Here is a 22,489-nt window from a genome sequence, read left to right as displayed (position 1 = left end):
ACCACATGCGCCGATTTCGTACGCTTCGGATAATGAGCGACTGCGTCGACTGCTCCGCTGTTCGGAGGGTTGAAAACCTGTGACCGGCTACTGCAGGTATGCTGCGGCAGGCCGTCGAGGACGCGTTCACCCTGCTTGCTGTCCTCGTCGTTCTCTCCCTCGTTATCGGGCAACTCCTCGGGCAGCCGATCCTGCTGGGGTACGTGACCTCAGGGAGTATGTCGCCGACGCTGAACACGGGCGACGCGTTCGTCGCCGTTCCTGCACCCGTCGCTGGCGAGATTGAGCCGGGGGACGTCATCGTGTTCGAAGCGGTCGAGCTACAGGGCGGCGGACTGACGACACACCGGGTCGTCGCGGAGACCGACGGCGGCTACATCACGAAAGGGGACAACAACCCCTTCAGAGACCAGAGCGGAGGTGAGCCGGTTGTCACGGACGACCGAGTCGTCGCGACAGCACTCCAGATCAACGGACAGGTCGTCCGGCTCCCCGGTCTCGGCACCGCCATCAGCTCCGCTCGAACGGCGGCAGAAAGCGGCTTGGTATTGATTGGCGGGCCGGGCAACAGCGACCTGACGAGCGGACAGGGACTCAGTGGACTGTTCATCTCTATCGGGCTCGGACTGTTTCTGCTCGTCTTCGTCGACAGCTTCCGGGCCAGCGAGGAGCGGACCAGAGAACGGACTCGTTCGCGCGACGGGGACGCCATCAATGGCTGGACGGTTATACTCGCACTGGCAGTGTTGATTCTCGTCCCAGCCAACGCGGCGATGGTCGCTCCGAGCGGCACTCACAGCGTCACCATCGACAGCACTAGCGAGGATGTCACGCCCGGGGAGACCGTCGAAAGCGAGTTCACTGCCGAAAACGGCGGACTGGTAACGATGCTCATTATCCTCGAATCATCGCACCCGGACGCGGCGATGGACCGTAACCGGCTTGTCGTCCAGCGCGGCGGGTCCGCGACGGCAACGCTGTCGGTGCCCGCCCCACCACCGGGCGAACAGGCGGTCGTGACCGTCGAAGAGCATCGATACTTCCTGCTAGCACCGCCGGGCGTCATCGCGGGACTGCACCGAGTCCACCCGCTGGTGGCAATCGGGGCGTTCAATCTCCTGGTGTTAGGAAGCCTCACAGCGGCAGTTGGGGCGACCTTCGGGTTCGGAACAACGCGCGAGCGGAGCCGAGACCGGTCGGTCCCGCTGAAGCGACAGGTACGCCGCCTGCTTGGGCGTGAATGATCGCGGGTTCAGCCGGTGATATCGCCGCCGCCACCACCTGCGCTTGCCGTGCTTGAATTGTAGAGATTGCTCACCTGCTCGGCGGTGAGCGCGGCGTCGTACACCTTGGGTTCGTCCATGGCACCGTCGAATCCATAGATAGCGTTCCCGCCAGAATTGAGTCCTGTACCGATTCGAAGCGGTTGTTCGGACGCCTGCGCATCGGGGAGCGAAAACGTCGGCCCCTTTTGCGCCCCGTTGACGTACACCCTGTCCTGTGATCCGTGGGTCCACACGACGTGTGCCCACCGGTTCTTCGTCAGCGAAACACCCGTGAGTTTGTTATCGTCGGTGGTCTCGATGAGCAGTTCTCTGTCGTCCGAACCCTTCCAACCACCACCGAAGCCGAACTGATAGCTATCGTCGCCACGGGAGTTCCACTTGCTGAACAGTCGTGTGAGGCCATTCTGGCTTCGGGGGAATACCCAGGCAGAGAGCGAGAAATCATCAGTCAAGTCGAGCGTATCGTCGTCAGGAACGGTGACGGCATCGTCACCATCGAAATTGAGCACTTCGCCGCGGCCCTGACTGGATGTCGCTAGGTCTGGTTCATAAAAGCGGTCGCGGTCCCTGTCAAAACTAAACTCCCGTTCGCCATCGTTGCCAGCGGCCCAGGAATCCGGGATATCCGTTCTGCTAACATCTTCGAAGTGCCACCACGACACCTTGGGGTCGCGACACTCGACTGAAACCGATCGGCTCAGTTCGATACGCTGGTCGTCGCCGGTAGCAGTGATATCAAGGTTGACAGTGGTACTCCCTTCTGAGTCACAGGCGAGCGTCGTTGTGACATCGCCGCTCTCGCCCGGCAGAAGCCTGTTCGGCGTCTGGACAGTTTCGAACGGTGGAGCGGGACCGGGGCTGACACGAACACTCGTAAGTTGCTGGTCGAAGTTGTTGGTGAGCGTTAGCAGTGTCACTTGCTGGCCGTCCATTCCACTGACTGGGCCGATGTCGATACCAAGCAGTGCATCGCTGCCGTCGGTCGCTTTCAGGTTACTGGACCGCTTTGCGTCGATGGTAGTGACACCGGATGTTTCAGCAGCGAGCAGGCCTGCCCCACCAGCGATGAACGCGAGTGCACCACGTCGGGTCCACTTCTTGTTCATTCCGACAACTCCGGTGGCTTATCGGCTGCGCCGAGTTGCAGCCGGCGAGTCTCCGTGACGTGGTACGCCGCAGAGACGAGAAACAGCAGCGTGATGACCGTCGGCCACACGAGCGACGGAACCGACGGTGGAAAGACACCGACCCAGACAGCGACGACGAGCGCTAGCGAAACAGCGGCGAGTCCGAGATAGTACTCCGCCCACGGAATTGAATCCCCCGGGACGACGTCAAGATACACGTCAAGGCTGTCAGCTGTATCGGTCATCGTAACTGTCCCGTTGTCGTGCGTGATGACGCCCGCGCGTTCAAGCGTCGGGAGATGTGTCTGCTGCATCGACGTGTACACGCGGTGTCGCTCCGTGGACGTGATCTCCTGAATGCACTTGTTGTTTTCCCACGCAGCGACTTGCTCGGCAAGGTCAGAGAGTTCGGCGCACTCGTCCTCCTGTTTTATCGCGTGTAAAGCGTACCGGCGCCGTTGGTTGCTCAGTATGTCGTATACGTCATCACGCGATAGCTGTCGCTCTTCTGGCCGGCTAACCCCCACCTGTCCCATGTTTCTGTTTAGACTGCACTACTTGATAGATTTTTTGTTCGTATTTGATTGTAAATGGTAAGTAACTGTGTTTTCTATGCTAGACATCCACCGCCAGGGACAGGCGTCTGCCGGCAGCAGGGCATGGATAGGTGAGGGAGTCGAACAGCAGAGCCAACCCGTTATGCTTCAGTGATTGTGATTGTCAGGTCTTCGGTTTCCTGGGCGCTGTCGCCCGTTTCGAGGGTTGCAGAGAGATCAGAAACCCCACCGGCAGACACCTCTTCGCTGTGGGTATCGCCGCTCCCGTTGATATCGGAAAGAAGGCCGCTGCCGGTACTCAGCTCAACGTTGAACGCCGTCGAGTTTCCGTCGTTGTTGACCAGTTTGAAGAACCCACTGTCATAGTCGTACGTACTGTTTGGCATCAGCCGTTCGTCGGTTCCACCGTCCTCGTATCCAAAGACGACAGATACGTCGTTTGCAATGAGGCTTACGTAGTCAGTCGAAACAGTCGTGCCGCCGTCGGTAGTAAGAGAGTCAGAACTCGTCGGAAACAGGGTCGTAGCGTCGGTAACGAGATCGTCGTTGCTATTCCGAAGCGCAACCTCATCGGCGGACGCGTCGACAAGCACGTCAGTAAATTCGGTTGCGATCTCGGAGCCGTTGCCGTCAGCGCCAACGACGTTGACTTCGACTTCACGCGTTGCGCTGACAGTGCTAAATGCACCAGAGCCGAACGCCGCGCCAGATCCGATACCGACTGTCCCGATGAGACCGAGTACGCTTCTACGGTTCAGTTTCATGTTCAGTTCGCTTATCGAGAGGTTACCACTTACTATTTTGTTGCATTAGCCCGGCTAAAGCACTCATTGAAGCCGCTAACGCTGTTCAGTACTAAGCCACTATGCCGTGAACTAGCTTCCAATGAATCGGCGTGGCTTTCTCCTTAGTATTGGTGCGGCCAGTGTGGGGACGGGTGCGGTGTTTGGTTCCGGTGCGTTCACCTCTATCGAAGCAGACCGGAACGTCAATCTCGAAGTCACCGGCGATACCGGATCGGCACAGGTGGGGTTCAGCCCGGGGAGCGGTGCCACGAGCATCGTCGGGACGGACACAAACGAGTCGGTTGATATCATCAACTTCGAACAGACGAATCTCAACGAACAAGCGAAGACCAGCTTCGAGAACGCTTTGGAGGTCGACAACAACAGCCAATCCAAGGTCAACCTCTATATTGATGACAGCACTACCGGGGTTGGAGATGACCCCACAAACGGTGAAGTTCTGGACTTCCGGGAGGGGTCCGCTGACGTCTCGATTGTCGGCTCGGACCAGGCTATCACGCTCGACCCCGACGGCGGGAGTTCAGACGGCGGCTACAGCGACACCGTGGAACTGGACATCGTTGTCGACCTCCGAGATAACGGCGTCGATGGCGACGATCTCAGCGAGATCAGCGACGTGACCTTCGTCGTCGAGGCGGTCCAGCAGTAAGTGAAACGCGATTCCGGCGCTGGCCGCCGACCAACAGGCCCAGATACAGGCACACACGAAGATCCAACGCAGTCGGCACGACACAACCAACTATGAATCGCACTCTCATCGCTGTCATGGCAGCGGTCGTCCTCCTCGCAGGGACCGCTATGGCGACAGGTGCCTTCATCGACGGCGACGAGGTTGCACCCGACCGGAACTCCGGCGTCTACTTGGCTCCCGCTGACACGGTAAACGGAGACCAGTACGTCGAATACGACGAGACAGGGCAGCTACGCATCAGTCTTTCACCAGTGCTCCCGAACGGTCAGACCCGCGTCGATGACCTGTTCGTCGTCGGGTTTGCGGGCTACGAGGGGACTGATAGTGCCGCTACCGTCGAACTGGACAGCGAGCCGGAAACAGTTCGCATGTACCGGATGGACACCGGAGCACAAGTCGCCGGCGACACTGTCTCGCTGGAGCCCGACGAATCAGTGCGCTTTGGGCTGGCAGTGACGCCAGCGGAGCGCAACTTCACTGGCACGATATCGATCACCGCCCCTGTTCCCGAACAGCAGTCAACCGAAGGGGACGAGAGCAACGGTGGGAGCGGCGGTGGGTCAACCGGTGGCGGTGGTGGCGGTGTGCCACCCAGTAACGATGATGGGAGTGGTACGCAGGGCGGGGGCGATCCCACGACGCCGACGCCAACGCCGACGGACAGTAACTCGACGAACGAGACCGTAAACGATGACGGGAACGAGACTGAAACAGCCGCTGGCGGCGGAAGCGGTGGCAGCGGTACTGGTGTCGGGACGTCGACCGACGAACCGGCTGAGACGCCCACCACCAGCGAAGAAGAACCCGAAACCGTGGCCGGCGGTGGCGCTGAGCCCGTGCCGACGACACCCGAAAGTCAACAGTCAGCCGAACCGAACGGATTCACGCTCGGCTTCGAGCCGGCATTCGGAATTAGCTGGGGGCCGTGGGCGTTCATCGCTGGCCTGCTCGTCGTAGTGACGAACTACCTCGTGCAGACGCGATATCACGATGTCCTCCCGGTACTCCAGACGCAACCGAGTGACCGCCGTCGCCGGTTCCGGCGCGTCGCTGTCCGCGAGACCGCGATCGGTCTTGCCGGAATCGTACTCACGGTTCTTGTCGTGGCAGCTGCCTCAGGCGCTGGCTTCGGCCCAGTCTCGCAGCTGGTTGCGGCGCTCGCGTTCTCCGCTGCAGTCGGCACGGTGACCGGGTACCGGCTGGTCCCAGAACTCGATGCACTGCCCGAACTGCAAGCCGACGACGACGGCACCGAAAAGCAGTAAAACAATCCGGTCAGTCCGGTGTCTCAGCGTCACTGTTTCCCACAGTCGAATCAGTTCCGGGTTCTGGCGGAGGCGCGTACCGAAACAGTCGGTCACCAGTGTACACGATGAGTTCAGAATCGCTATCTGACTCGATGATACGTTCCTCGGTGTCTATTGCGACGTCCACGAGCCCGACGAGCGAATCAACTGAAGTCGTCCAGACGTCGTCGTCGACTGGATCAGCCCGGCCGACGGTTATCCAATCGTCAAACTCCTCACGGGCGGACTTGTATGCGAGCCATCGGCGCTCGGCGTCGGTCAGTGTGAGATAGTCGGTCGTGCGCCCGTAGACGATGGCAGCAGCACCACTAAAGCTACCAAGCAGGAGCACTGGGCCACCGAGAGTCCAGATCGGTCCATACGCTTTTTCGACCTGCGCTTCGACGGTTCGGTCACCACTGTTCGGAACCGGGCCAGCGTTTTCGACCCGGTAGCTGCTCTGCCTCGGGATAATCGGGAGGCGATACGTCCGAGTCGTGTCGACCGACTGCCCGTTGCGCGTCCCCGAAAGAGCCACCTGAGAGACCACCGCCATCTCAAGTCGACCGGACGTCTGGCCGTGTTCCGAATCGATACGTCGAACAGTTTCGGCTGCGCGACTGACATTCAGCGAGAACGGAACCGTCAGCCGCTCACCCGCGGCCAGCGACTGCACAGTGCCTTGTGTCAGTGGTCGTTTGACCTCCCAGTAGACGAGCTCTCCGTTCTGGGTTGATTCGACGGAGCGATACTGAACAAACACGTCAGCCGAGGCCGTAAGGTCGCTTTCGTTGCTGGCGCTGTACGTGTACGTGAACGCGCCGTCCAATACGGGGGCGACCGTCCGGAGATACACAGGTTGATCTTCGAGCACTTCACCCTCTGGAAACGCCGAGGTACCGTTGCGAACTGTCGCATTGTGGGAGAACGATCCGGACGACTGCCACGACGACACCTGACGCGTAGTCGTGTCCGTTCCCGGAGCAACGTGGCCCGTATACGTGAGATATCCGCCAACCGCAGCGATGGCGATCAGACAAATCAGTAGCAGTTCGTAGTTGTCGACGACTGTCCGCCGTATTTCCCGTCCCAACAACCCCATTGCAACTGTAATACTGGTGCCGACAAATAAGAGTTGATACCGGGTCAGCAGCGTCATCCATCTTTCTCCGCCGCCCCCATCTCCGCTAACTCCAGCTTCGAATGTCCCGGGAACCAGTTTGTGGCCGTACACTATAGTAACAATCGAAACGATTTACACACTGATCGCACGACGGCAGTGCGATCAGGTGTGCATTGATTTTCAATGGCTACTATAGTTCGTGCGACCCCGATAGGTCGGGCGTTGCCCCGTCGAAAGCGGATTCCATGAGCGGCCTGCCCGTACTGTATTCTTCGATAGAGTCTTGATTCTGTGTGCAACCGTTTTCGAGCAACAGTTCACAACGTCGAGTCTATAGAGAAAGGCAGGTAACAGTTACGTACCGGCACTTCTCGGGGGTGTAAGAGACGAGGAAGCCAAGGGCCGGATTTGAACCGGCGATGGGCGGCTCTGCAGGCCGCTGCGTTAGGCCAGACTCTGCCACCTTGGCGCGAATAGAGGTAGTCAACTCGGTCGTTTAAGCGTAGCGAATTCGATTAGCCATTACTCTCTGCCTGATCCAGATCACCGTTCCCTCGACCGGGATAGTACTGTAGATTGATGATTGTCCCCGTCCAAAGAACCAAACTGCTCGCGTTGGCAAGTAGTGCGACCCGCGGCGGAATTAACGGCATACACGAGCCGTACATCGTCAAGATCCGCTCGGACCATCTCGACAGACAGCAGGTGCGACACCGTCGAGGAGTGCTGTGAATTCGTTCAATTCGACTTCACAAGTCTGCGAACTCTCGATCCAGCCACGTAGCTCTCGGTTTGTACAAATACAGAAAGCCCACTCGGGAGAGATACCTCTCCTGAGTGGGCTATGTAAGTATGAATGGTGGCGGCGAACCGCGTTTCCCAGAGGCTCGCGCACTCCAGTACTCCCCGGAACGCTGGTGGGCTTATCTTCCGTGTTCGGGATGGGTACGGGAGGCAACCCCACCGCTGTGGCCGCCTAACGTCGAGTCGTGGAATCGAACCACGAAAGCACCAGTCTCGATCAACTTTTCCACCGTGTGATTACGTGCGATCCAGTTTGCGCCTGGACTCGGTCAGCGACGAGTAAATCGTCGGTGAATGAGTCACAGTGCGTATGAATGATGGCTTTGGTCTGTTAGTGCTCGTGGGCTTAACGTCTCGTTACCTCGACGCGCACACCCCGAGTCTATCGACCGCGTCTTCTACGCGGGACCTCTGCGGTGTCTCTTTTCCAAGTGGGTTTCGAGCTTAGATGCGTTCAGCTCTTACCCCGTGTGGCGTGGCTACCCGGCACGTGCTCTCTCGAACAACCGGTACACCAGTGGCCACCAACCGTAGTTCCTCTCGTACTATACGGTCGTTCTTGTCAGACACCATAACACACCCAGTAGATAGCAGCCGACCTGTCTCACGACGGTCTAAACCCAGCTCACGACCTCCTTTAATAGGCGAACAACCTCACCCTTGCCCGCTTCTGCACGGGCAGGATGGAGGGAACCGACATCGAGGTAGCAAGCCACTCGGTCGATATGTGCTCTTGCGAGTGACGACTCTGTTATCCCTAGGGTAGCTTTTCTGTCATCAATTGCCCGCATCAAGCAGGCTAATTGGTTCGCTAGACCACGCTTTCGCGTCAGCGTTCCTCGTTGGGAAGAACACTGTCAAGCTATCTTTTGCTCTTGCACTCTTCGCCGGGTCTCTGTCCCGGCTGAGATAGCCATAGGGCGCGCTCGATATCTTTTCGAGCGCGTACCGCCCCAGTCAAACTGCCCGGCTATCGGTGTCCTCCTCCCGGAGTGAGAGTCGCAGTCACCGACGGGTAGTATTTCACTGTTGTCTGGGTGGCCCGCTAGCGCGGGTACCTCTGTAACGACTCCTACCTATGCTGCACATCGGCGACCACGTCTCAGCGACAGCCTGCAGTAAAGCTCCATAGGGTCTTCGCTTCCCCCTGGGTGTCTCCAGACTCCGCACTGGAATGTACAGTTCACCGGGCCCAACGTTGGGACAGTGAAGCTCTGGTTAATCCATTCATGCAAGCCGCTACTGATGCGGCAAGGTACTACGCTACCTTAAGAGGGTCATAGTTACCCCCGCCGTTGACAGGTCCTTCGTCCTCTTGTACGAGGTGTTCAGATACCTGCACTGGGCAGGATTCAGTGACCGTACGAGTCCTTGCGGATTTGCGGTCACCTATGTTGTTACTAGACAGTCCGAGCTTCCGAGTCACTGCGACCTGCTCCGTTCCGGAGCAGGCATCCCTTCTTCCGAAGGTACGGGACTAACTTGCCGAATTCCCTAACGTTGGTTGCTCCCGACAGGCCTTGGCTTTCGCCGCCATGGACACCTGTGTCGGTTCTCGGTACGGACACTATGCTCGTCTTTTCATGGGCCCCAGGTTGAATCACGTTTCCCTATACCGCCGTTCGTCCGCTTCGTGCCATTACGGCTTCCACGGAGTTGGACGGTTCGACCGGGCGAATGCCCGGCGTGATCGACCCCAGGGCGTCAACTTTCACTGCATAGTGGCACAGGAATATTAACCTGTTTCCCATTTCGTCATAGTCGAGTTGCGGTATGACTTAGGACCGGCTAACCCTCAGCTGATCAGCAGTGCTGAGGAACCCTTATCCATTAGGCCGTCGGGGTTCTCACCCGACTATCGCTGCTACTATGGCCAGGATTTTCGTCACTAATCGGTCCACAGGAGCTCTCGCCCCCGCTTCCATCCAATTAGAGCGCCAATCTACTCGATCACCCTGTAACGGGTGCGGACAGGTCTCGGTGGTGGATTTGAGTCCCGATCATTTTGGGCGCCTCAAACCTCGGCCGGTAAGCTGTTACGCTTTTCTTAGAGGGTAGCTGCTTCTAAGCTCACCTCCCGGCTGTCTAGGGCTCGAGACCACCTTCAGAGGATTACACTTAATCCACACTTGGGGACCTTAACCTATCTCTGGGTTGTTCCCCTCCTGGTACACAGGCTTACCCCGCGCACCGGAATCCCCGCGTCAAACAGCGTCTGTAGGTTTGGAGTTTGACAGGTGTGCCGACTCCTCTCGGAGGCGGACACACCAATCGGTCGCTCTACCCCACAGACTACCTCGGCGGAGGTCATGCTTCGACATGTTTCGATTGGAACCAGCTGTTGCCGGACTCGATGGGCCTTTCACCCCTACACATAGATCACGAGAGGGTATTGTAGGACACCAACTCTAACAGACTTCCACGTGCCTTTCGGCACGCTTCATCTTGTCCATGCGTAGATCGTCCGGATTCGGGTCGTGTCCACATGGCTCCCCGCGCTTGAACACGGCGGCCCTCGGGCAAAGCCCTGCGGCCATGTCGGTTTCCCTGTGCCTCCCCGGATGCTCCGGTTAGACTTGCCATACAGACACACTCCCTGGCTCGTTTTTCAAAACGTACGACAGAACATCGGCTTCCTGTAAGTCTTACTGGACGCTCGCGCGTCGGTCATTCGTTACAGGACCTTGTATGCCCTGTCGCTCGATCGCCAACTGATTTCATGCTCTATTTCGCCTCCCTTCTGAGGGTACTTTGCAGCGTTCGTTCACACTACTTGTTCACTATCGGTCTCAGGTTGTGTTTAGCCTTCGCAGTCGATGCCTGCGTTATTCGCGAGGGATATCCAACCCCCGCTACTCTGGCACTACCGCACAGCGTACTGGTCTTCAGTACGGGGTTGTCACCCTGTATCACGCTCTATTCCAAGAGACTTCGTGAAGACGGTCGGCTGATGAGAGGTAGCCCTGACACCACATTGCCCGTGAGGGCTTCGGTTTGGGCTGTATCGCGTTCACTCGCGGTTACTGACGACATCACGTTGCGTTTTCTGTTCCTCCCGATACTGAGATGTTTCAGTTCTCGGGGTTCCTCATTGCGCGAAGCAATTGTTAGAGAGATTCTCATTCGGAAATCTGTGGTTCTTCGCCTCCGTGCGGCTCCCCACAGCTTATCGCAGCTTGGCACGTCCTTCATCAGCGCCTGAGCCGAGCAATCCACCAGCTGGCATAGTAGCCAACGTCGTTGTGACCCGTTCAACTGAACGAGTCCAGTGGACGCCTGGATCGCACGTACACACGGTTTCATACTCGCCCCCAAGGTGGAGATGGTGGGCGAATCGACCCTTCCCAGGCGCGGTTTCACCCGACCTGGTGCATCTGTCGTCGTACCATATCCCATCGCCGTCCCACACTTAAGGGGCACGGTTCGGGGCTGGCACGTCGTATGGACCCACTGGGATTTGAACCCAGGGCCTCCGCCTTGCAAAGGCGGCGCTCTCCCGCTGAGCTATGGGCCCGGCAGATCCGCACGGTTGTTAGCCCTGATAGTTCATAGGTGCCCGGTCGACGGAGTTCTCGAACACCGAAAGGTGGGTCAGGCCAGAGGCCTGATCCCGATCAGTAGGAGGTGATCCAGCCACAGATTCCTCTACGGCTACCTTGTTACGACTTAAGCCCCCTTGCGGAGCCCAGATTCGACCGTCGCATGACGGCCTCATCCGGACCCCACTCGGGTGCTTTGACGGGCGGTGTGTGCAAGGAGCAGGGACGTATTCACCGCGCGCTTCTGACACGCGATTACTACCGAATCCAGCTTCATGCGGGCGGGTTTCAGCCCGCAATCCGAACTACGACTCCGTTTGGAGATTAGCGTCGCCTCTCGGCGTTGCATCCCACTGTCAGAGCCATTGTAGCCCGCGTGTTGCCCGGTCCATTCGGGGCATACTGACCTACCGTTGCCCGTTCCTTCCTCCGCTTTAGCAGCGGCAGTCCTCCTAGTGTACCCAACTACCTCAAGGGTATTGCTGGCAACTAGAAGTGCGGGTCTCGCTCGTTGCCTGACTTAACAGGACGCCTCACGGTACGAGCTGACGGCGGCCATGCACCTCCTCTCAGTAGCGTCGGGTAAAGTCGTCAACCTGACCGTCATTACTACTGTCGGGACCGGTGAGATTTCCGGCGTTGAGTCCAATTAAACCGCAGGCTCCTCCGGTTGTGGTGCTCCCCCGCCAATTCCTTTAAGTTTCATCCTTGCAGACGTACTTCCCAGGCGGCTCGCTTCTCGGCTTCCCTAGGGCGCAGCGCAGGCTCGTAGCCTACGGCACACCTAGCGAGCATCGTTTACAGCTAGGACTACCCGGGTATCTAATCCGGTTCGAGACCCTAGCTTTCGTCCCTCACCGTCGGGTCCGTCTTCCTGAGGTGGTTTCCCCATTGGTGGTCCGTCCAGGATTACGGGATTTCACTCCTACCCCGGACGTACCCCCCAGGTCTTCCGGCCCCAAGCCGGACAGTTTCCGCTGGACGCCGACGCGTTGAGCGCGTCGATTTCCCAACGGACTTGTCCGGCCGGCTACGGACGCTTTAGGCCCAATAATATCGGCCATCACTTGGACTGCCGGTATTACCGCGGCGGCTGGCACCGGTCTTGCCCAGTCCTTGTTCCTGTACCACCTTACGGTACAGAAAAGCGAGGGCTATATGCCCTCGCACTCGGAGTCCCCCTATCGCACTGTCGTGCAGTGTAAAGGTTTCGCGCCTGCTGCGCCCCGTAGGGCCCGGTATCTTGTCTCAGATACCGTCTCCGGGTTCTTGCTCTCACAACCCGTACCGATTATCGGCATGGTGGGCCGTTACCCCACCATCTACCTAATCGGCCGCAGCCACATCCTACAGCGCCGGAACGTTTCTAACTCTCGGCACTCCAGCCTGAGAGTTATATCCGCTATTGGCCTCAGTTTCCCGAGGTTATCGCGGTCTGTAGGGTAGTTTGGCCACGTGTTACTGAGCTATATGCCACGGGTCTAAGCCCGTGCGACTAGCATGGCTAAATCGGACTCCGATAGCAATGGCCTCCGGCAGGATCAACCGGAATGTATCCCGGCACAATGCCGGGGGGTTAGGCGGGATCACACCCATATAATGGGTGTGGTCGCTATCGAAGGGTGTTCGAGGACACCCGTCGACCGAGTGTCACCGAACTATCAGGGCTAACATCAGATCCCATCTTGACGGCGGACCGCAGGGGTGGAATCCTCATTTCTTCGGACCTGATTGTTGTCTCGAAGCCATCATAAAGGCTTCGAGTTTCGTTGGCGAGTCGATCCCGCCTGGTCCGTGTCGGCAGGGGTTCAACACCCCGACCGAACGTCGTTCGCGTTCATTCCGAGTGCCCTATTACACTTAAGGGCATCGGATGGGGCTCGCGTCGAACCGCACGACGCGAGCGACCTTCGCGTTCATTCCGAATGCCCTGTTACACTTAAGGGCGTCGGAACGAGTGCGTTCGTTCGGGGGCGTCGGCCCCTGTCCGCGTTCGCATTTCATTCCGATGGGTGAGCCACACTTAACCCCGTCGAAGGGAGTCGCCTACGGGACAAGATTACACGGGGGAGAGTGTTGCACACGACTGCAGACGGTCAGTACGGCGTGTCGGGAATGGGACGCCGAAACAGACGTCGACTCCGCGCGCGCACGAACAGTTACAGCAGCCGCTACCGGCCGGGCGTTGCACCGAAAATGTCGGGAATGCGACCTAGATCTCGTCTAGGTGTTCGACGCCCTGCTTCGAGACGTTCCCTTTCGTGATGTCGCCGGGCATCCAGTCGGGTTTGTCGTCGGGTGCTTCCTCGACCCATGCCCACGCCTCGTAGATGTGGACTTTGTGGGTTCCTTTCTCCCGTAGTCGTATCTCCTCAGGGTCAGCCTGATCTTCACCGTCGGCCGGCTCGAGTCGACGTGCTGCCTTCAGCGCAGCCTGTCGAGGTGTTCCGCCCGAGAAGACGCTCGATTCGTCACCGTCTTCGCGCAGTGCGAAGTTGCGCTTGTCACTGTCGGGTGCCATGGATTTCACCGCTCCATGCCAATTCAGCACATGGCAGAACATAAATATACCCCCCAATCCGCCCTCCGTCGGGGGGTACCTTTATAAATTGAAGCCATCACGTACCGGTTCAAACCAGCAAACCGGCCAGTTCAAGCCGAATATTCGGGTCGAAATCGTCACGCGCGTCCACAAAACCACCAGCCAGCGGCCGGCGGCACGGTAGACTTAAGTGTATCCTGCGGTGAAGTGCGGAGTAGGATAGCGCGATGGTGCGAAAGAAGAAGCTCAGCCCGAGTGGCGCCAAAGATGAGGACGGCGAGTACCACAACGTACATATCAACATTCACGAAGACGAGCTGGCCGTGGCCGGGATGGAGATCGGCGACGAGGTGTTCGTCCGCGTCCGTGACAACAAGATTATCATCCAGAAGGCCGACCCCGAAGAGGTCGAACACGACTTTTGAGGCACCATCGACGGTGACACAGTGCCACCGGGCGGAGATGCCGGAGCCATCGCCCGATATCAACCGGTCACCACTGTTTTTCGGGCCAACCGGACTACCATCACAATGAGACCCTACGATATCGCGAAACCACTCCTGTTTTCACTGCCAGCCGAAACTGCCAACCGGAGCGTCCACCGACTGCTGGAGGCAGTCGACGGAACGCGGGTCGCCGAGGCGATGGCCGACCGCTACACCGTCGCTGACGACCGACTCGCAGTGGAGGCGTTCGACCAGACCTTCGACAACCCAGTTGGGGTCGCGGCCGGCTTCGACAAGAACGCGACCATCCCCGGAGCGCTGGCGTCGCTCGGCTTCGGTTTCGCCGAGGTCGGCGGCGTCACGGCCGAGCCACAGGCCGGCAACGCCCGCCCGCGGATGTTCCGGCTCAGGGAGGACGAGGCCATCATCAACCGAATGGGCCTGAACAACGACGGGGCCATCGTCATCGGCGAGCGACTGAAGAACGTCGATGCGCCGTTCCCGGTCGGCGTCAACATCGCCAAGACGGAACAAGTCGGAACGAGCGAGGCCCCCGACGACTACCGGACCACGTACGAACACGTCGCCGAAGGCGGGGACTTCTTCGTCGTCAACGTCTCCTGTCCAAACTCGGAGGGCTTCGAGGAGCTCCAGAACCGCGACGCGATGGAAGCGATCCTCAGTGAGCTACAGGACGCTGGCGCGGCCCCGCTGCTCGTGAAGCTCTCGCCGGACCTCCCCGAGCCGGCAGTTGAGGATGCACTTGATCTGGTGACTGAACTCGACCTAGACGGCGTCGTCGCGACCAACACGACGACGGAACGGCCCGCCAGTCTGCGCTCGCCGAACGCGGTCGAGACGGGCGGCCTCTCGGGGAAGCCAATCGAAAATCAGGCGACTGAGATGGTACGGTTCGTCGCCGAGCGTGTCGACGTGCCCGTCGTCGGCGTCGGTGGCGTCTCGACAGCGGAGGGCGCATACCGGAAGATCTGCGCTGGGGCTTCACTCGTCCAGCTGTACACCGGCCTGGTGTACCGCGGCCCGTCCATCGCCCGCGAAATCAACGAGGGACTGCTGGACCTGCTCGCGGAGGACGGCTTCGACTCGGTCGAGGACGCCGTCGGCGCGGACCTGTAACCAGCGAATCTTGAAGTACGGTTGCAGCGAACCGCCGGCATGGGCGACAGTCCCCGCACCCACCACATCGCCGCCTGGGACGACCGCTTTCTCGCCTGGCTCCTCGACGTCCTGCTCGTCGGTATCGTCCTCTCCGCACTGGGTGAGGCCGCTGGCGTGTTTTCGCTCCTGACCCGGGGCTCTCAGTTACCACCCCAGCCATCGGCCTGAACGGCCTCGGCTTGTTCATCTACTGGACGGCCCTCGAAGGCCGGCAGGGTCAGTCGGCGGGCAAAATGGTGATGAACATCGCCGTGACGGACGAACGCGGCGACGCCATCGACTACGGGACGGCAGCCATCGAGAGCTTCGGGAAGGCGTTCCTGCTTCCCATCGACATCCTCGTGGGCTGGCTGGCCTACGAGAAAGAAGGGCTGCGGCTGTTCAACAAGCTCTCCTCGACCATCGTGGTCGAAACCGACGAAGAGGCCACAGGAAAACCGAGCGACGTAGAGTACGTGTACCCGAGCGACAAGTAGAGCAGCGCGGAGAGAATTGGACGCTCGCTCCGCTCGCAGTCGAAGCTATTCCAGCGCGTCTAACCGGAACTCGAACGCAGCCACAGGTAGTTCCAGGTCGTGTTCGACGAGCACCTTCGGATGGATTTCACCGATAACGCCGACCGGCTCGCCGTCGAGAACCACTTCGGCAACGCGGCCGCCGATGAACGATGGATGCGTGGTCGGCGGCGTTTCGAGGTCCTTGTCGAAGGCGTCGGCGAGCGCCTGGAGGCGAGCCTTCGCATCCTCGTAGGAAGCGTCCGTGCGCGCGAGCGCGGCCGCGACGGTGCGGTGTTCGGCAACGCCGGTGTTCTCCGAGTCGTCGAGACCGGCGGCCAGTCCGATCTCGGCGAGATCCTGCGGGTAGCTCCGGTGGGTGTTGTTTTCCAGCACCATCATGATGGACGGGAGCGCCCACGTCCGGAGAATGGTGTAGTCCTCGCTGTAGGGCTCCTGAATGGTGACCGGGTCGGTCTGGCCGACGACATCCCCGTCCGGGTTGTCGGGGTCAAGGCCCATTCGCTCGAAGTTCTCGGCCTCGTTTATCATGTGGAAGTTCAGCAAATCCTCGAAGCCCAGCCCGACCAGAGCGTCGCGGGCGGCGTCCTCAAGCCGGGACCGCTCGTGGCGGCCGCCGACCGTCGATACGTCGGGGTAGGTCGGTTCGAGGCTGTTGAACCCGAGCGCCCGCCCGATGTCGTCGATGATATCCAGCGGGTGGATGACGTCGACGCGGTAGGGCGGAATCTCCACCTCGTAGGCCACGCCGTCGTCGGCGTCGGTTTCGCTCGCGTCGAGGCCAGCGCGCTCGGCGTAGTCGACGACCTCGCGGCTGTCCAGTGAGACGCCGAGAATGGATTCGATACGGTCGTGCGTGACCGTCTTCGTCCGGACCGAGAAGTCCGGTCGCTCCAGCGTCTTGCCAGCGTACTCACCGGGCGCATCGTCGGCATAGGAGACGTCGACCTTCTCGACCTGGCCGCCACGGGCGGCGAGCGCGTAGCAGACGATGTTGCACATGTGGTCGATGGTCCACTGGTCGGTCCCGGTCATCTCGATGAACAGGTCCCGGGAGTCGACGCTGACCTCGGTCCGGCGGCCGTTGATGACCGGCGGGAACGAGAACAGGCCGATTGCGTCGTAGATGGCCGGGACGCGGTCGAAGTCGGCCACGAGGTCGCCGTAGGTCTGGCCGGTTTCGTGAGACGCCATGACCTCGCTGGGGGTCATCTCCGCGTCGGCGTCCAGCGGGACGAACGTCGCCTCGTCCGGGTCGGCGCTGGTGTAGGTGATAGACTTGCCAGTCTCGTCCGTGACCGAGTCGCCTTTCAACATCGTCAGGTCGTGAACCCCAATCGCGCCTTTCGCCCGCTTGCGGCCCATCGTCGCGTGGAGCTTCTCCTGCAGCTGGATGAGCGACTCCAGCGCCGCTTCGTCCATATCCAGGCCGCGGACGATAGCGCCGGTGACATAGGGGCGCTCGTCTGGCTGGTCCTCGACCTCGATACTCCAGTCGGCGCTGTTCGTGTTGGGGACCTCCACGCCGCGGTCGTCGCCGTAGTGGTAGCGCAGCGACCGCGCGACCCCCTCGACGGAGAGGCGGTCGAGTCTGTCGGGCGCGAACTCTAGCTGGAACTCGTCGTCCTCGGTCCAGCCCTCGAATTCCAGCCCGAGATTGAACAGGTCCGACTTGAGTTCGTCGTCGTCTTTTTCGTCGTGCCCAGTCAGATACCGTAGTTCATCGGGGTCGACGTCGACGACCGGCATCAGCGCATCACCTCCGTCTCCCGCAGCAGTTCAAGATCACAGAGCGTCCCGTGCACGTCGCGGATGTCCTCGAAGCCATACATGAGCATGAGTAGTCGTTCGAGCGAGAGGCCCCACGCCATCACGTCGCAGTCGACGCCGAGCGGCGTGAGCACCTCGTCGCGGAAGATACCGGAGTTGCCGACCTCGACGACCTCGCCGGTCTCGGGGTGGGTGCCGAACAGTTCGAAGCTCGGCTCCGTGTAGGGGTTGTAGTGGGGCTTGAATTCCAGATCAGTGATACCGAACTGTTCGTAGAACTCCGTAAACGTCCCCATCAGGTCCCGCACGGAGAGGTCCTCGGCCATCACCCAGCCCTCGATCTGGAAGAACTCAAGCAGGTGTGTCGGGTCAAGGGTGTCGTTGCGGTACACCTTCTCGACGCTGAAGTAGCGTTCGGGCGGGTCGAGTTCGCCGACCTGATGGCCCGAGAGATAGCGCATCGACAGCGAGGTGGTGTGGCCCCGTAGGTCCATCCCGCGGGCGATGTCCTCGGTCCACGGCGAGTGGTACCCCTCGCCGTCGGGGCCGACGCCGTCCCTGTGGGCCGAGCGGACCCGCTCGACGAGGTCCGGGGGGAGGTGGCCGATCTCCTCTGGCTCCTCCAGGGCGAACTGGTCCCAGTGGGTCCGCGCCGGGTGGTCCTGTGGCATGAACAGGCAGTCGTTGATCCAGAACTGGGCGTCGGCGTGGGGGCCCTCCATCTCGGAGAAGCCCATGCCGACGAGCGTGTCCTTCACGCGATTGGCCGTCTGGCGGAGGATGTGCTCCTTGCCGTGGCTCACGTCCTCGGCGTCGGCCTCGACGTTGTACTCGGTGAACGCCACGTCTTCCCACTCGCCGCTGGTGAGCAGTTCCGGGGTGAGCTGGTCGACGGTCTCGGCGGCTTCGACGCCCTCCATCAGCGCGGTGACACCGTCGTCGGTGAGCCGGACCGAGCGGACAGTCTCCTCTCGCACGTCGAGGAGGCCGCGCCGTTCCAGTTGGTCGAGCGCGTCCGCGTCGGCGTCTTCGACGCGCCCGTCGGCGACCGCCTCCAGTGCAAGCATCTCGGGGTCTGACCCGGGGTCGGCGTCCGGGTTGGCCGTGATTTCGCCGCTGTCGATCTCACCGTAAGCCTTGCGGGCGTAGTTCGAGAGCGCGATGTCGACCGCGCCGCCTTCGAGGCCGGACGCGCCGATGGCCTGCCCCATCTGGACCGGGTTGTCGGCAGCGCCGGCGTCAACGGCCGCCTCGTAGAGGTCCTGTTCGGGCAGACTTTCCCGGACGTACTGGTCGCCCTCCTCGGTGAGTTCGTAGTGTTCCAGCGTTTCCTCGGCGACGGCGAGCAGCCCGTCGGATTCGAGTTCGAACGCCGCTCTGGTGGCCGCTTCCGGCTTGATGTCAGCCTCCGCAGCCACGTCGTCGATACGCCTGTCTTCCTGTGCGTCGGCGGCCTGCAGGACGGCCACCTGTGCCTGTGGTCGTTTCATACGGGTGTCTCGGTCTTGTGGGGATAACCGCGGGTCGCTCAGTTAACGGTTCTCACTTCCTGTTCGCGGTTTCGTCTGACCTCGCCTCTCGACGCCGTCAGAGTCCACACACGATCAGGCAGCGAAGAAGAAGCCGAACCCCGGACTGTCGAGTGGCTGACGAGCGACGCCTGGGTGGGATTCGGGTGCCATATCTGAGCGATTGTGATTAGCGGCTAAAAGCGTTGTGCGTGTACTCGTCTCGACACGAGACGGGGTGTCTCGGCTCGGTTCTCAGTCCGCGGTCGTCGGCGCGCGGTCGGAGTCGAGGTCGATATCGAGTTCGTCGAGCTTGTCCTCCCACTCTTCGCGTTTCTCCTGGTGGTCTTCGAGGAACTCGGCCATCAGTTCGGCGGCCTGCTCCTTGCAGCCGCCACAGAGCCGTTCGCCGCCAACACACTCGTCGTAGACCTCTTTGGCGAACTCGTCGTCGTCGCCCGAGAGCAGGTAGGCGTACAGCTCGTACACCGGGCACTCGTCGGCCTTCCCGCCCTTCTCGCGCTGTTCCTCGGCTGTGGAGCGACCACCGGTGGTGGCCGATTTCACTTTGTCGTAGCCGTCCTCCGGGTCATCCAGCAGCGAGATGTGCGAGGCCGGAATCGACGAGGACATCTTGCCGCCGGTGAGGCCGGTCATGAACCGGTGGTAGATGGACGAGGGCGGCTGGAACCCGTAGCCGCCGTTGTCGAGTTCGACCTGGCGAGCCAGCTCCTCAGCCTCGGCGTGGTCCAGGTCGAACGTGTCGATGTGCTCGTCGTACACCCGTTTCTCGCCGTCGATGGCTTCGATGAGGGCCTCGAAGGCTACGTCGGTGGCGTTGCGGTCAAGGAACCGAATCCGCGGTCGGAGCGGTTCCTTTCCTGCCTCGTCGAGTTTCGCGACGACGGACTCGCGGGCGTCGGCGGGCGCTGGCTGGTGGTCGCGCAGCCAGTCGGCGGCCTCGCCACACCGCGGCCGGTCGACGTCCTCGGCGTACTCCTCCCGAGCATCGTAGGCCTGCCGGAGCAGCGTCCGCTCGACGGCGTCGGCCTCGAAGCTGGCGAAGGCCTCCGTCACGCCGAAGTACCGCATCCGCGCGGCGAGGTCCCGCGCCAGGCGCATATGCGGGTCCTGGTCCGGGCCGACGGGGATGACCGTCGGCTTGGGCTCGTCCAGTTGCGGGTAGAGGATGTCCGCCATCTGGGTGACGACCGACTGCATGTGGGAGACGTCGGTCTCACCGTCGAAGTCGTAGATGGCCTGCAGTTCCGAGAAGTTCGCCTCCGCGCCGAGTTCGAACGCGAGGTCCTGTACCTCGCGGTTGTCGGACTGGCGGTACAGCGTCCCCTCATCGGGGTCGAATCCGAGCGCAAGCAGCGAAAGGACGTAGTCCGTCGCGTGCTCGTCGATTTCGTCCCAGGACAGCCCGCGGGCGCTGTGAGCTTCGAGGTCCGCGATGAGCGCATGTGCGTCCCCGCCCTGCTGTTGATGCCAGATGATTTCGTCGAAGACTAGCTTGTGGCCGATGTGGGGGTCGCCGGTCGGCATGAACCCCGACAGCGCGGCGAAGGGGTCGTCGTTGCGCATCGCTTCGGCGACCGGTCGGTAGTCTCGGTGGCCGAAGATGACGCCCCGCCGCATCAGGTAGTGGGGATTGGGAACTTCGGGGAGCACCTCGTCGAACGCCTCGATGCCGAACTGCTCGAACAGTTTGCGGTAGTCGGCGATAGTCGAGGAGCCCCAGGGGTCGAGCGTCGCCTCGTCGGCCCCTTCGGCCTCAGTGCCGCCGTCCGGTAGCACCGACTCGCCGCCGGAGCGGGCGTCAGGCTCCCGCCACGTTCCGCCCGACTGGCGGCGGTCCTCGTCGGGCGATGCGTCGTCGTGGTGGGAGTCGTCCGTTGTCATGGATGTGGTCGGCTCGCGGTGAGCCACGTTACAGGTGCTTTGGTTCCGGTCGGCGCAAAAAGGGTTCGTTTCGGTGCGCCACACAGAGCGGCGTATCAGGGAACAAATGAATGACCACCGGCCGGTGAAGTGGCGACCAGATCAGGGCGTCAGCCGCTCGACGGCGATCCACTCGAGATCGTTGCCGTTGCCGCTATCGCCACTACCGTCGCCGCCGTCCGCCGTGAGAGCGAACACCATCGTCTTCCGGACGCCGTGGGCCAGGCGAACGTCCAGCGCGAGGTCCCGCGGCTCGAAGCGGTGGTCGGCCGGCAGCACCCGCACCAGTAGCTCTGAGTGCCCAAGGTTCTCGGCACTTTCGACGTCGGCGTAGGTCCGGAAGTCCGCGCCGAATTTGAAGCCGGTCTTCGGAGCGACGCCGCTCGCTCGCAGAGCCGCATAGACGGCCAGCCGACGGTCGAAGCGGTCGCCCTCGACCTCGCGACCCCGCCCGACGACAGCGTCGGCCCCGCCATCGACCGTGAGCAGCCCCTCCTGTGCGAGATACGCGGCCTCCACGAGCGAGAGCTGGACCGCGCCATCGTCGCCGAGTTGCTGCCCGTAGAATGCCTGATCGTACAGCTCCGCCGGCGGTTCCCAGCACACCACCCGCTCTCCGAGCAGTTCACCCGCCGTCGCTGGGACGGCGGCGTCGCTGGTCCCGGAGACCTCGCGTCGGTCGGTATCGAGGTACGTCACTTCGCTCTCCTCGTCGACGACCGCCAGCACGCAGCCGCCCAGGGCCGTCGCGTCGACGGTATCACGCTCGCCGATAACCCGGACGCGGTAGGCCACTTCGTTGTCCCACGGCCCCTTTCCCCGCGGGTAGACCACGAAGTCCGCGCCCGCGGCGTCGTCGACCCATCCTTCGCGGGCGGGCGTGAGGTAAAAACCGCGGTCCCGCAGGTCTTTGTAGACGGCGAAATCGACCTCGGAGACGGCCGCCGACCCGAGGAACGCGCGGAAGTCCATCCCGTCGATGCTCTCGATATCTCCGCGGTAGAGGAGGTGTGCGGCCTCCACCGGGGACAGGTCGATGTCGCCGTTGCGGACCTTCCCGTAGCCGCGCGAGTCGTAGAACCGCTCGCGCGCCTCGTAGCCGGCCCGCACGACATCACCGTCGAGCGTCAGTTCCATGCTCTGACGTGGCTCCCGCGGCGACAAAGCCCCTGCGGGTCAGGTCTGTTTTCACAGTCGCGGACACAAAGGGCCAGAAAGCCCCGAGACGCTGGAGTCGGGGGCAGGTCTGCGCTCCTCGCTTCGCTGCGGTGCTTGAACCAGCCGCCTTCCGCCAGCGTCTCGCCCCTTTCATTCCCACCCAGTGTCGGTTGGGCAACACTGGCTAAGTAGACTCTCAGGAGGTTCA

Annotated in this window: 14 protein-coding genes, 2 tRNA genes, 3 rRNA genes and 1 pseudogene; 6 read left to right on the top strand and 14 right to left on the bottom strand. The window is 61.2% G+C overall.

The genetic code is table 11. From position 1 onward, the window contains the following. Positions 1-98: 98 nt before the first annotated feature. Positions 99-1,244, top strand: a complete 1,146-nt coding sequence (locus SG26_RS09120) for a signal peptidase I (protein ID WP_014039248.1) — start codon at positions 99-101, stop codon at positions 1,242-1,244. 8 nt (positions 1,245-1,252) lie between these two features. Here the strand turns inward: SG26_RS09120 and SG26_RS09115 are convergent, their stop codons facing one another. The 3 genes from SG26_RS09115 to SG26_RS09105 form a co-directional block, all read right to left on the bottom strand. Continuing rightward, on the bottom strand, positions 1,253-2,392 hold the full coding sequence (locus SG26_RS09115) for a LamG domain-containing protein (RefSeq protein WP_050007651.1): 1,140 nt from the start codon (positions 2,390-2,392) through the stop codon (positions 1,253-1,255). Next, complete coding sequence (locus tag SG26_RS09110) at positions 2,389-2,949, bottom strand: hypothetical protein (RefSeq protein ID WP_050007652.1); 561 nt, start codon at positions 2,947-2,949, stop codon at positions 2,389-2,391. Before SG26_RS09110 ends, SG26_RS09115 begins: the two co-directional genes overlap by 4 nt. 161 nt (positions 2,950-3,110) lie before the next feature. Further along, positions 3,111-3,734 carry a hypothetical protein gene (locus SG26_RS09105; RefSeq protein ID WP_175055151.1) on the bottom strand — a complete coding sequence of 208 codons (624 nt, stop codon included), beginning with the start codon at positions 3,732-3,734 and terminating at the stop codon, positions 3,111-3,113. Positions 3,735-3,897: 163 nt separating this feature from the next. Between SG26_RS09105 and SG26_RS09100 the strand changes: the two genes are divergently transcribed. Both SG26_RS09100 and SG26_RS09095 read left to right on the top strand, forming a co-directional pair. Then, positions 3,898-4,425, top strand: coding sequence for a hypothetical protein (locus tag SG26_RS09100; RefSeq protein WP_218587540.1), 528 nt, complete (start codon positions 3,898-3,900; stop codon positions 4,423-4,425). A gap of 92 nt (positions 4,426-4,517) precedes the next feature. Further along, on the top strand, positions 4,518-5,732 hold the full coding sequence (locus SG26_RS09095) for a hypothetical protein (protein ID WP_079980818.1): 1,215 nt from the start codon (positions 4,518-4,520) through the stop codon (positions 5,730-5,732). A gap of 10 nt (positions 5,733-5,742) precedes the next feature. Here SG26_RS09095 and SG26_RS09090 read toward each other — a convergent pair whose 3' ends face one another. The 7 genes from SG26_RS09090 to SG26_RS09060 all read right to left on the bottom strand — a co-directional run bounded on the left by SG26_RS09090 (position 5,743) and on the right by SG26_RS09060 (position 13,740). Then, entirely contained in the window at positions 5,743-6,855 is a 1,113-nt protein-coding gene (locus tag SG26_RS09090) for a DUF5305 domain-containing protein (RefSeq protein WP_050037414.1), read from the bottom strand. 414 nt (positions 6,856-7,269) lie between these two features. Continuing rightward, positions 7,270-7,345, bottom strand: a tRNA-Cys gene (locus tag SG26_RS09085). Between the two features lie 388 nt (positions 7,346-7,733). Then, positions 7,734-7,856: ribosomal RNA gene (gene rrf / locus SG26_RS09080) — 5S ribosomal RNA — on the bottom strand. A gap of 135 nt (positions 7,857-7,991) precedes the next feature. Continuing rightward, positions 7,992-10,921: ribosomal RNA gene (locus tag SG26_RS09075) — 23S ribosomal RNA — on the bottom strand. 201 nt (positions 10,922-11,122) lie between these two features. Then, a tRNA-Ala gene (locus tag SG26_RS09070) sits at positions 11,123-11,194 on the bottom strand. A 105-nt stretch (positions 11,195-11,299) separates the two neighbouring features. Continuing rightward, a 16S ribosomal RNA gene (locus SG26_RS09065) occupies positions 11,300-12,771 on the bottom strand. Together the 16S, 23S and 5S rRNA genes with 2 tRNA genes alongside form the textbook arrangement of a ribosomal RNA operon. 660 nt (positions 12,772-13,431) lie before the next feature. Continuing rightward, positions 13,432-13,740: a non-histone chromosomal MC1 family protein gene (locus SG26_RS09060; protein WP_004516406.1), complete on the bottom strand. Its 309-nt coding sequence runs from the start codon at positions 13,738-13,740 to the stop codon at positions 13,432-13,434. Positions 13,741-13,988: 248 nt separating this feature from the next. Here SG26_RS09060 and SG26_RS09055 point away from each other — a divergent pair, with 248 nt between their 5' ends. From SG26_RS09055 to SG26_RS09045, 3 genes and pseudogenes are all read left to right on the top strand, one after another. Continuing rightward, positions 13,989-14,186 (top strand): hypothetical protein, encoded by a 198-nt coding sequence (locus SG26_RS09055; RefSeq protein ID WP_004516407.1) that lies wholly within the window; start codon positions 13,989-13,991, stop codon positions 14,184-14,186. 105 nt (positions 14,187-14,291) lie between these two features. Next, positions 14,292-15,344 (top strand): quinone-dependent dihydroorotate dehydrogenase, encoded by a 1,053-nt coding sequence (locus SG26_RS09050; protein ID WP_050037413.1) that lies wholly within the window; start codon positions 14,292-14,294, stop codon positions 15,342-15,344. A gap of 39 nt (positions 15,345-15,383) precedes the next feature. Next, positions 15,384-15,862 (top strand): annotated as a pseudogene (locus SG26_RS09045) (RDD family protein). A gap of 45 nt (positions 15,863-15,907) precedes the next feature. On the opposite strand, the gene pheT reads toward SG26_RS09045, so the two are convergent. From pheT to endA, 4 genes are all read right to left on the bottom strand, one after another. Further along, on the bottom strand, positions 15,908-17,650 hold the full coding sequence (gene pheT, locus SG26_RS09040) for a phenylalanine--tRNA ligase subunit beta (protein WP_050037412.1): 1,743 nt from the start codon (positions 17,648-17,650) through the stop codon (positions 15,908-15,910). Further along, positions 17,650-19,161, bottom strand: a complete 1,512-nt coding sequence (locus tag SG26_RS09035) for a phenylalanine--tRNA ligase subunit alpha (RefSeq protein WP_050037411.1) — start codon at positions 19,159-19,161, stop codon at positions 17,650-17,652. Before SG26_RS09035 ends, pheT begins: the two co-directional genes overlap by 1 nt. Positions 19,162-19,434: 273 nt before the next feature. Then, positions 19,435-21,084: a tryptophan--tRNA ligase gene (locus SG26_RS09030; RefSeq protein ID WP_050038263.1), complete on the bottom strand. Its 1,650-nt coding sequence runs from the start codon at positions 21,082-21,084 to the stop codon at positions 19,435-19,437. 141 nt (positions 21,085-21,225) lie between these two features. Beyond that, the gene (endA, locus tag SG26_RS09025; RefSeq protein WP_050037410.1) at positions 21,226-22,260 is read right to left on the bottom strand and encodes a tRNA-intron lyase; all 1,035 of its coding nucleotides are present in this window, start codon (positions 22,258-22,260) and stop codon (positions 21,226-21,228) included. Positions 22,261-22,489 lie beyond the last annotated feature (229 nt).

This window comes from Haloarcula sp. CBA1115 (assembly GCF_000827835.1).
Taxonomy (GTDB): domain Archaea; phylum Halobacteriota; class Halobacteria; order Halobacteriales; family Haloarculaceae; genus Haloarcula; species Haloarcula hispanica.
Note: the sequence above shows the minus strand (reverse complement) of the source record. Positions and strands in the feature narration are given on the sequence as shown.

Excerpts from the sequence above, each read along its gene's own strand:
- pheT (WP_050037412.1), bottom strand. The coding sequence starts at position 17,650 with ATGCCGGTCGTCGACGTCGACCCCGATGAACTACGGTATCTGACTGGG.
- endA (WP_050037410.1), bottom strand. The coding sequence starts at position 22,260 with ATGGAACTGACGCTCGACGGTGATGTCGTGCGGGCCGGCTACGAGGCG.
- SG26_RS09105 (WP_175055151.1), bottom strand. The coding sequence starts at position 3,734 with ATGAAACTGAACCGTAGAAGCGTACTCGGTCTCATCGGGACAGTCGGT.
- SG26_RS09095 (WP_079980818.1), top strand. The coding sequence starts at position 4,518 with ATGAATCGCACTCTCATCGCTGTCATGGCAGCGGTCGTCCTCCTCGCA.
- SG26_RS09120 (WP_014039248.1), top strand. The coding sequence starts at position 99 with ATGCTGCGGCAGGCCGTCGAGGACGCGTTCACCCTGCTTGCTGTCCTC.
- SG26_RS09035 (WP_050037411.1), bottom strand. The coding sequence starts at position 19,161 with ATGAAACGACCACAGGCACAGGTGGCCGTCCTGCAGGCCGCCGACGCA.
- SG26_RS09115 (WP_050007651.1), bottom strand. The coding sequence starts at position 2,392 with ATGAACAAGAAGTGGACCCGACGTGGTGCACTCGCGTTCATCGCTGGT.
- SG26_RS09060 (WP_004516406.1), bottom strand. The coding sequence starts at position 13,740 with ATGGCACCCGACAGTGACAAGCGCAACTTCGCACTGCGCGAAGACGGT.
- SG26_RS09110 (WP_050007652.1), bottom strand. The coding sequence starts at position 2,949 with ATGGGACAGGTGGGGGTTAGCCGGCCAGAAGAGCGACAGCTATCGCGT.
- SG26_RS09090 (WP_050037414.1), bottom strand. The coding sequence starts at position 6,855 with ATGGGGTTGTTGGGACGGGAAATACGGCGGACAGTCGTCGACAACTAC.
- SG26_RS09030 (WP_050038263.1), bottom strand. The coding sequence starts at position 21,084 with ATGACAACGGACGACTCCCACCACGACGACGCATCGCCCGACGAGGAC.
- SG26_RS09050 (WP_050037413.1), top strand. The coding sequence starts at position 14,292 with ATGAGACCCTACGATATCGCGAAACCACTCCTGTTTTCACTGCCAGCC.
- SG26_RS09055 (WP_004516407.1), top strand. The coding sequence starts at position 13,989 with ATGGTGCGAAAGAAGAAGCTCAGCCCGAGTGGCGCCAAAGATGAGGAC.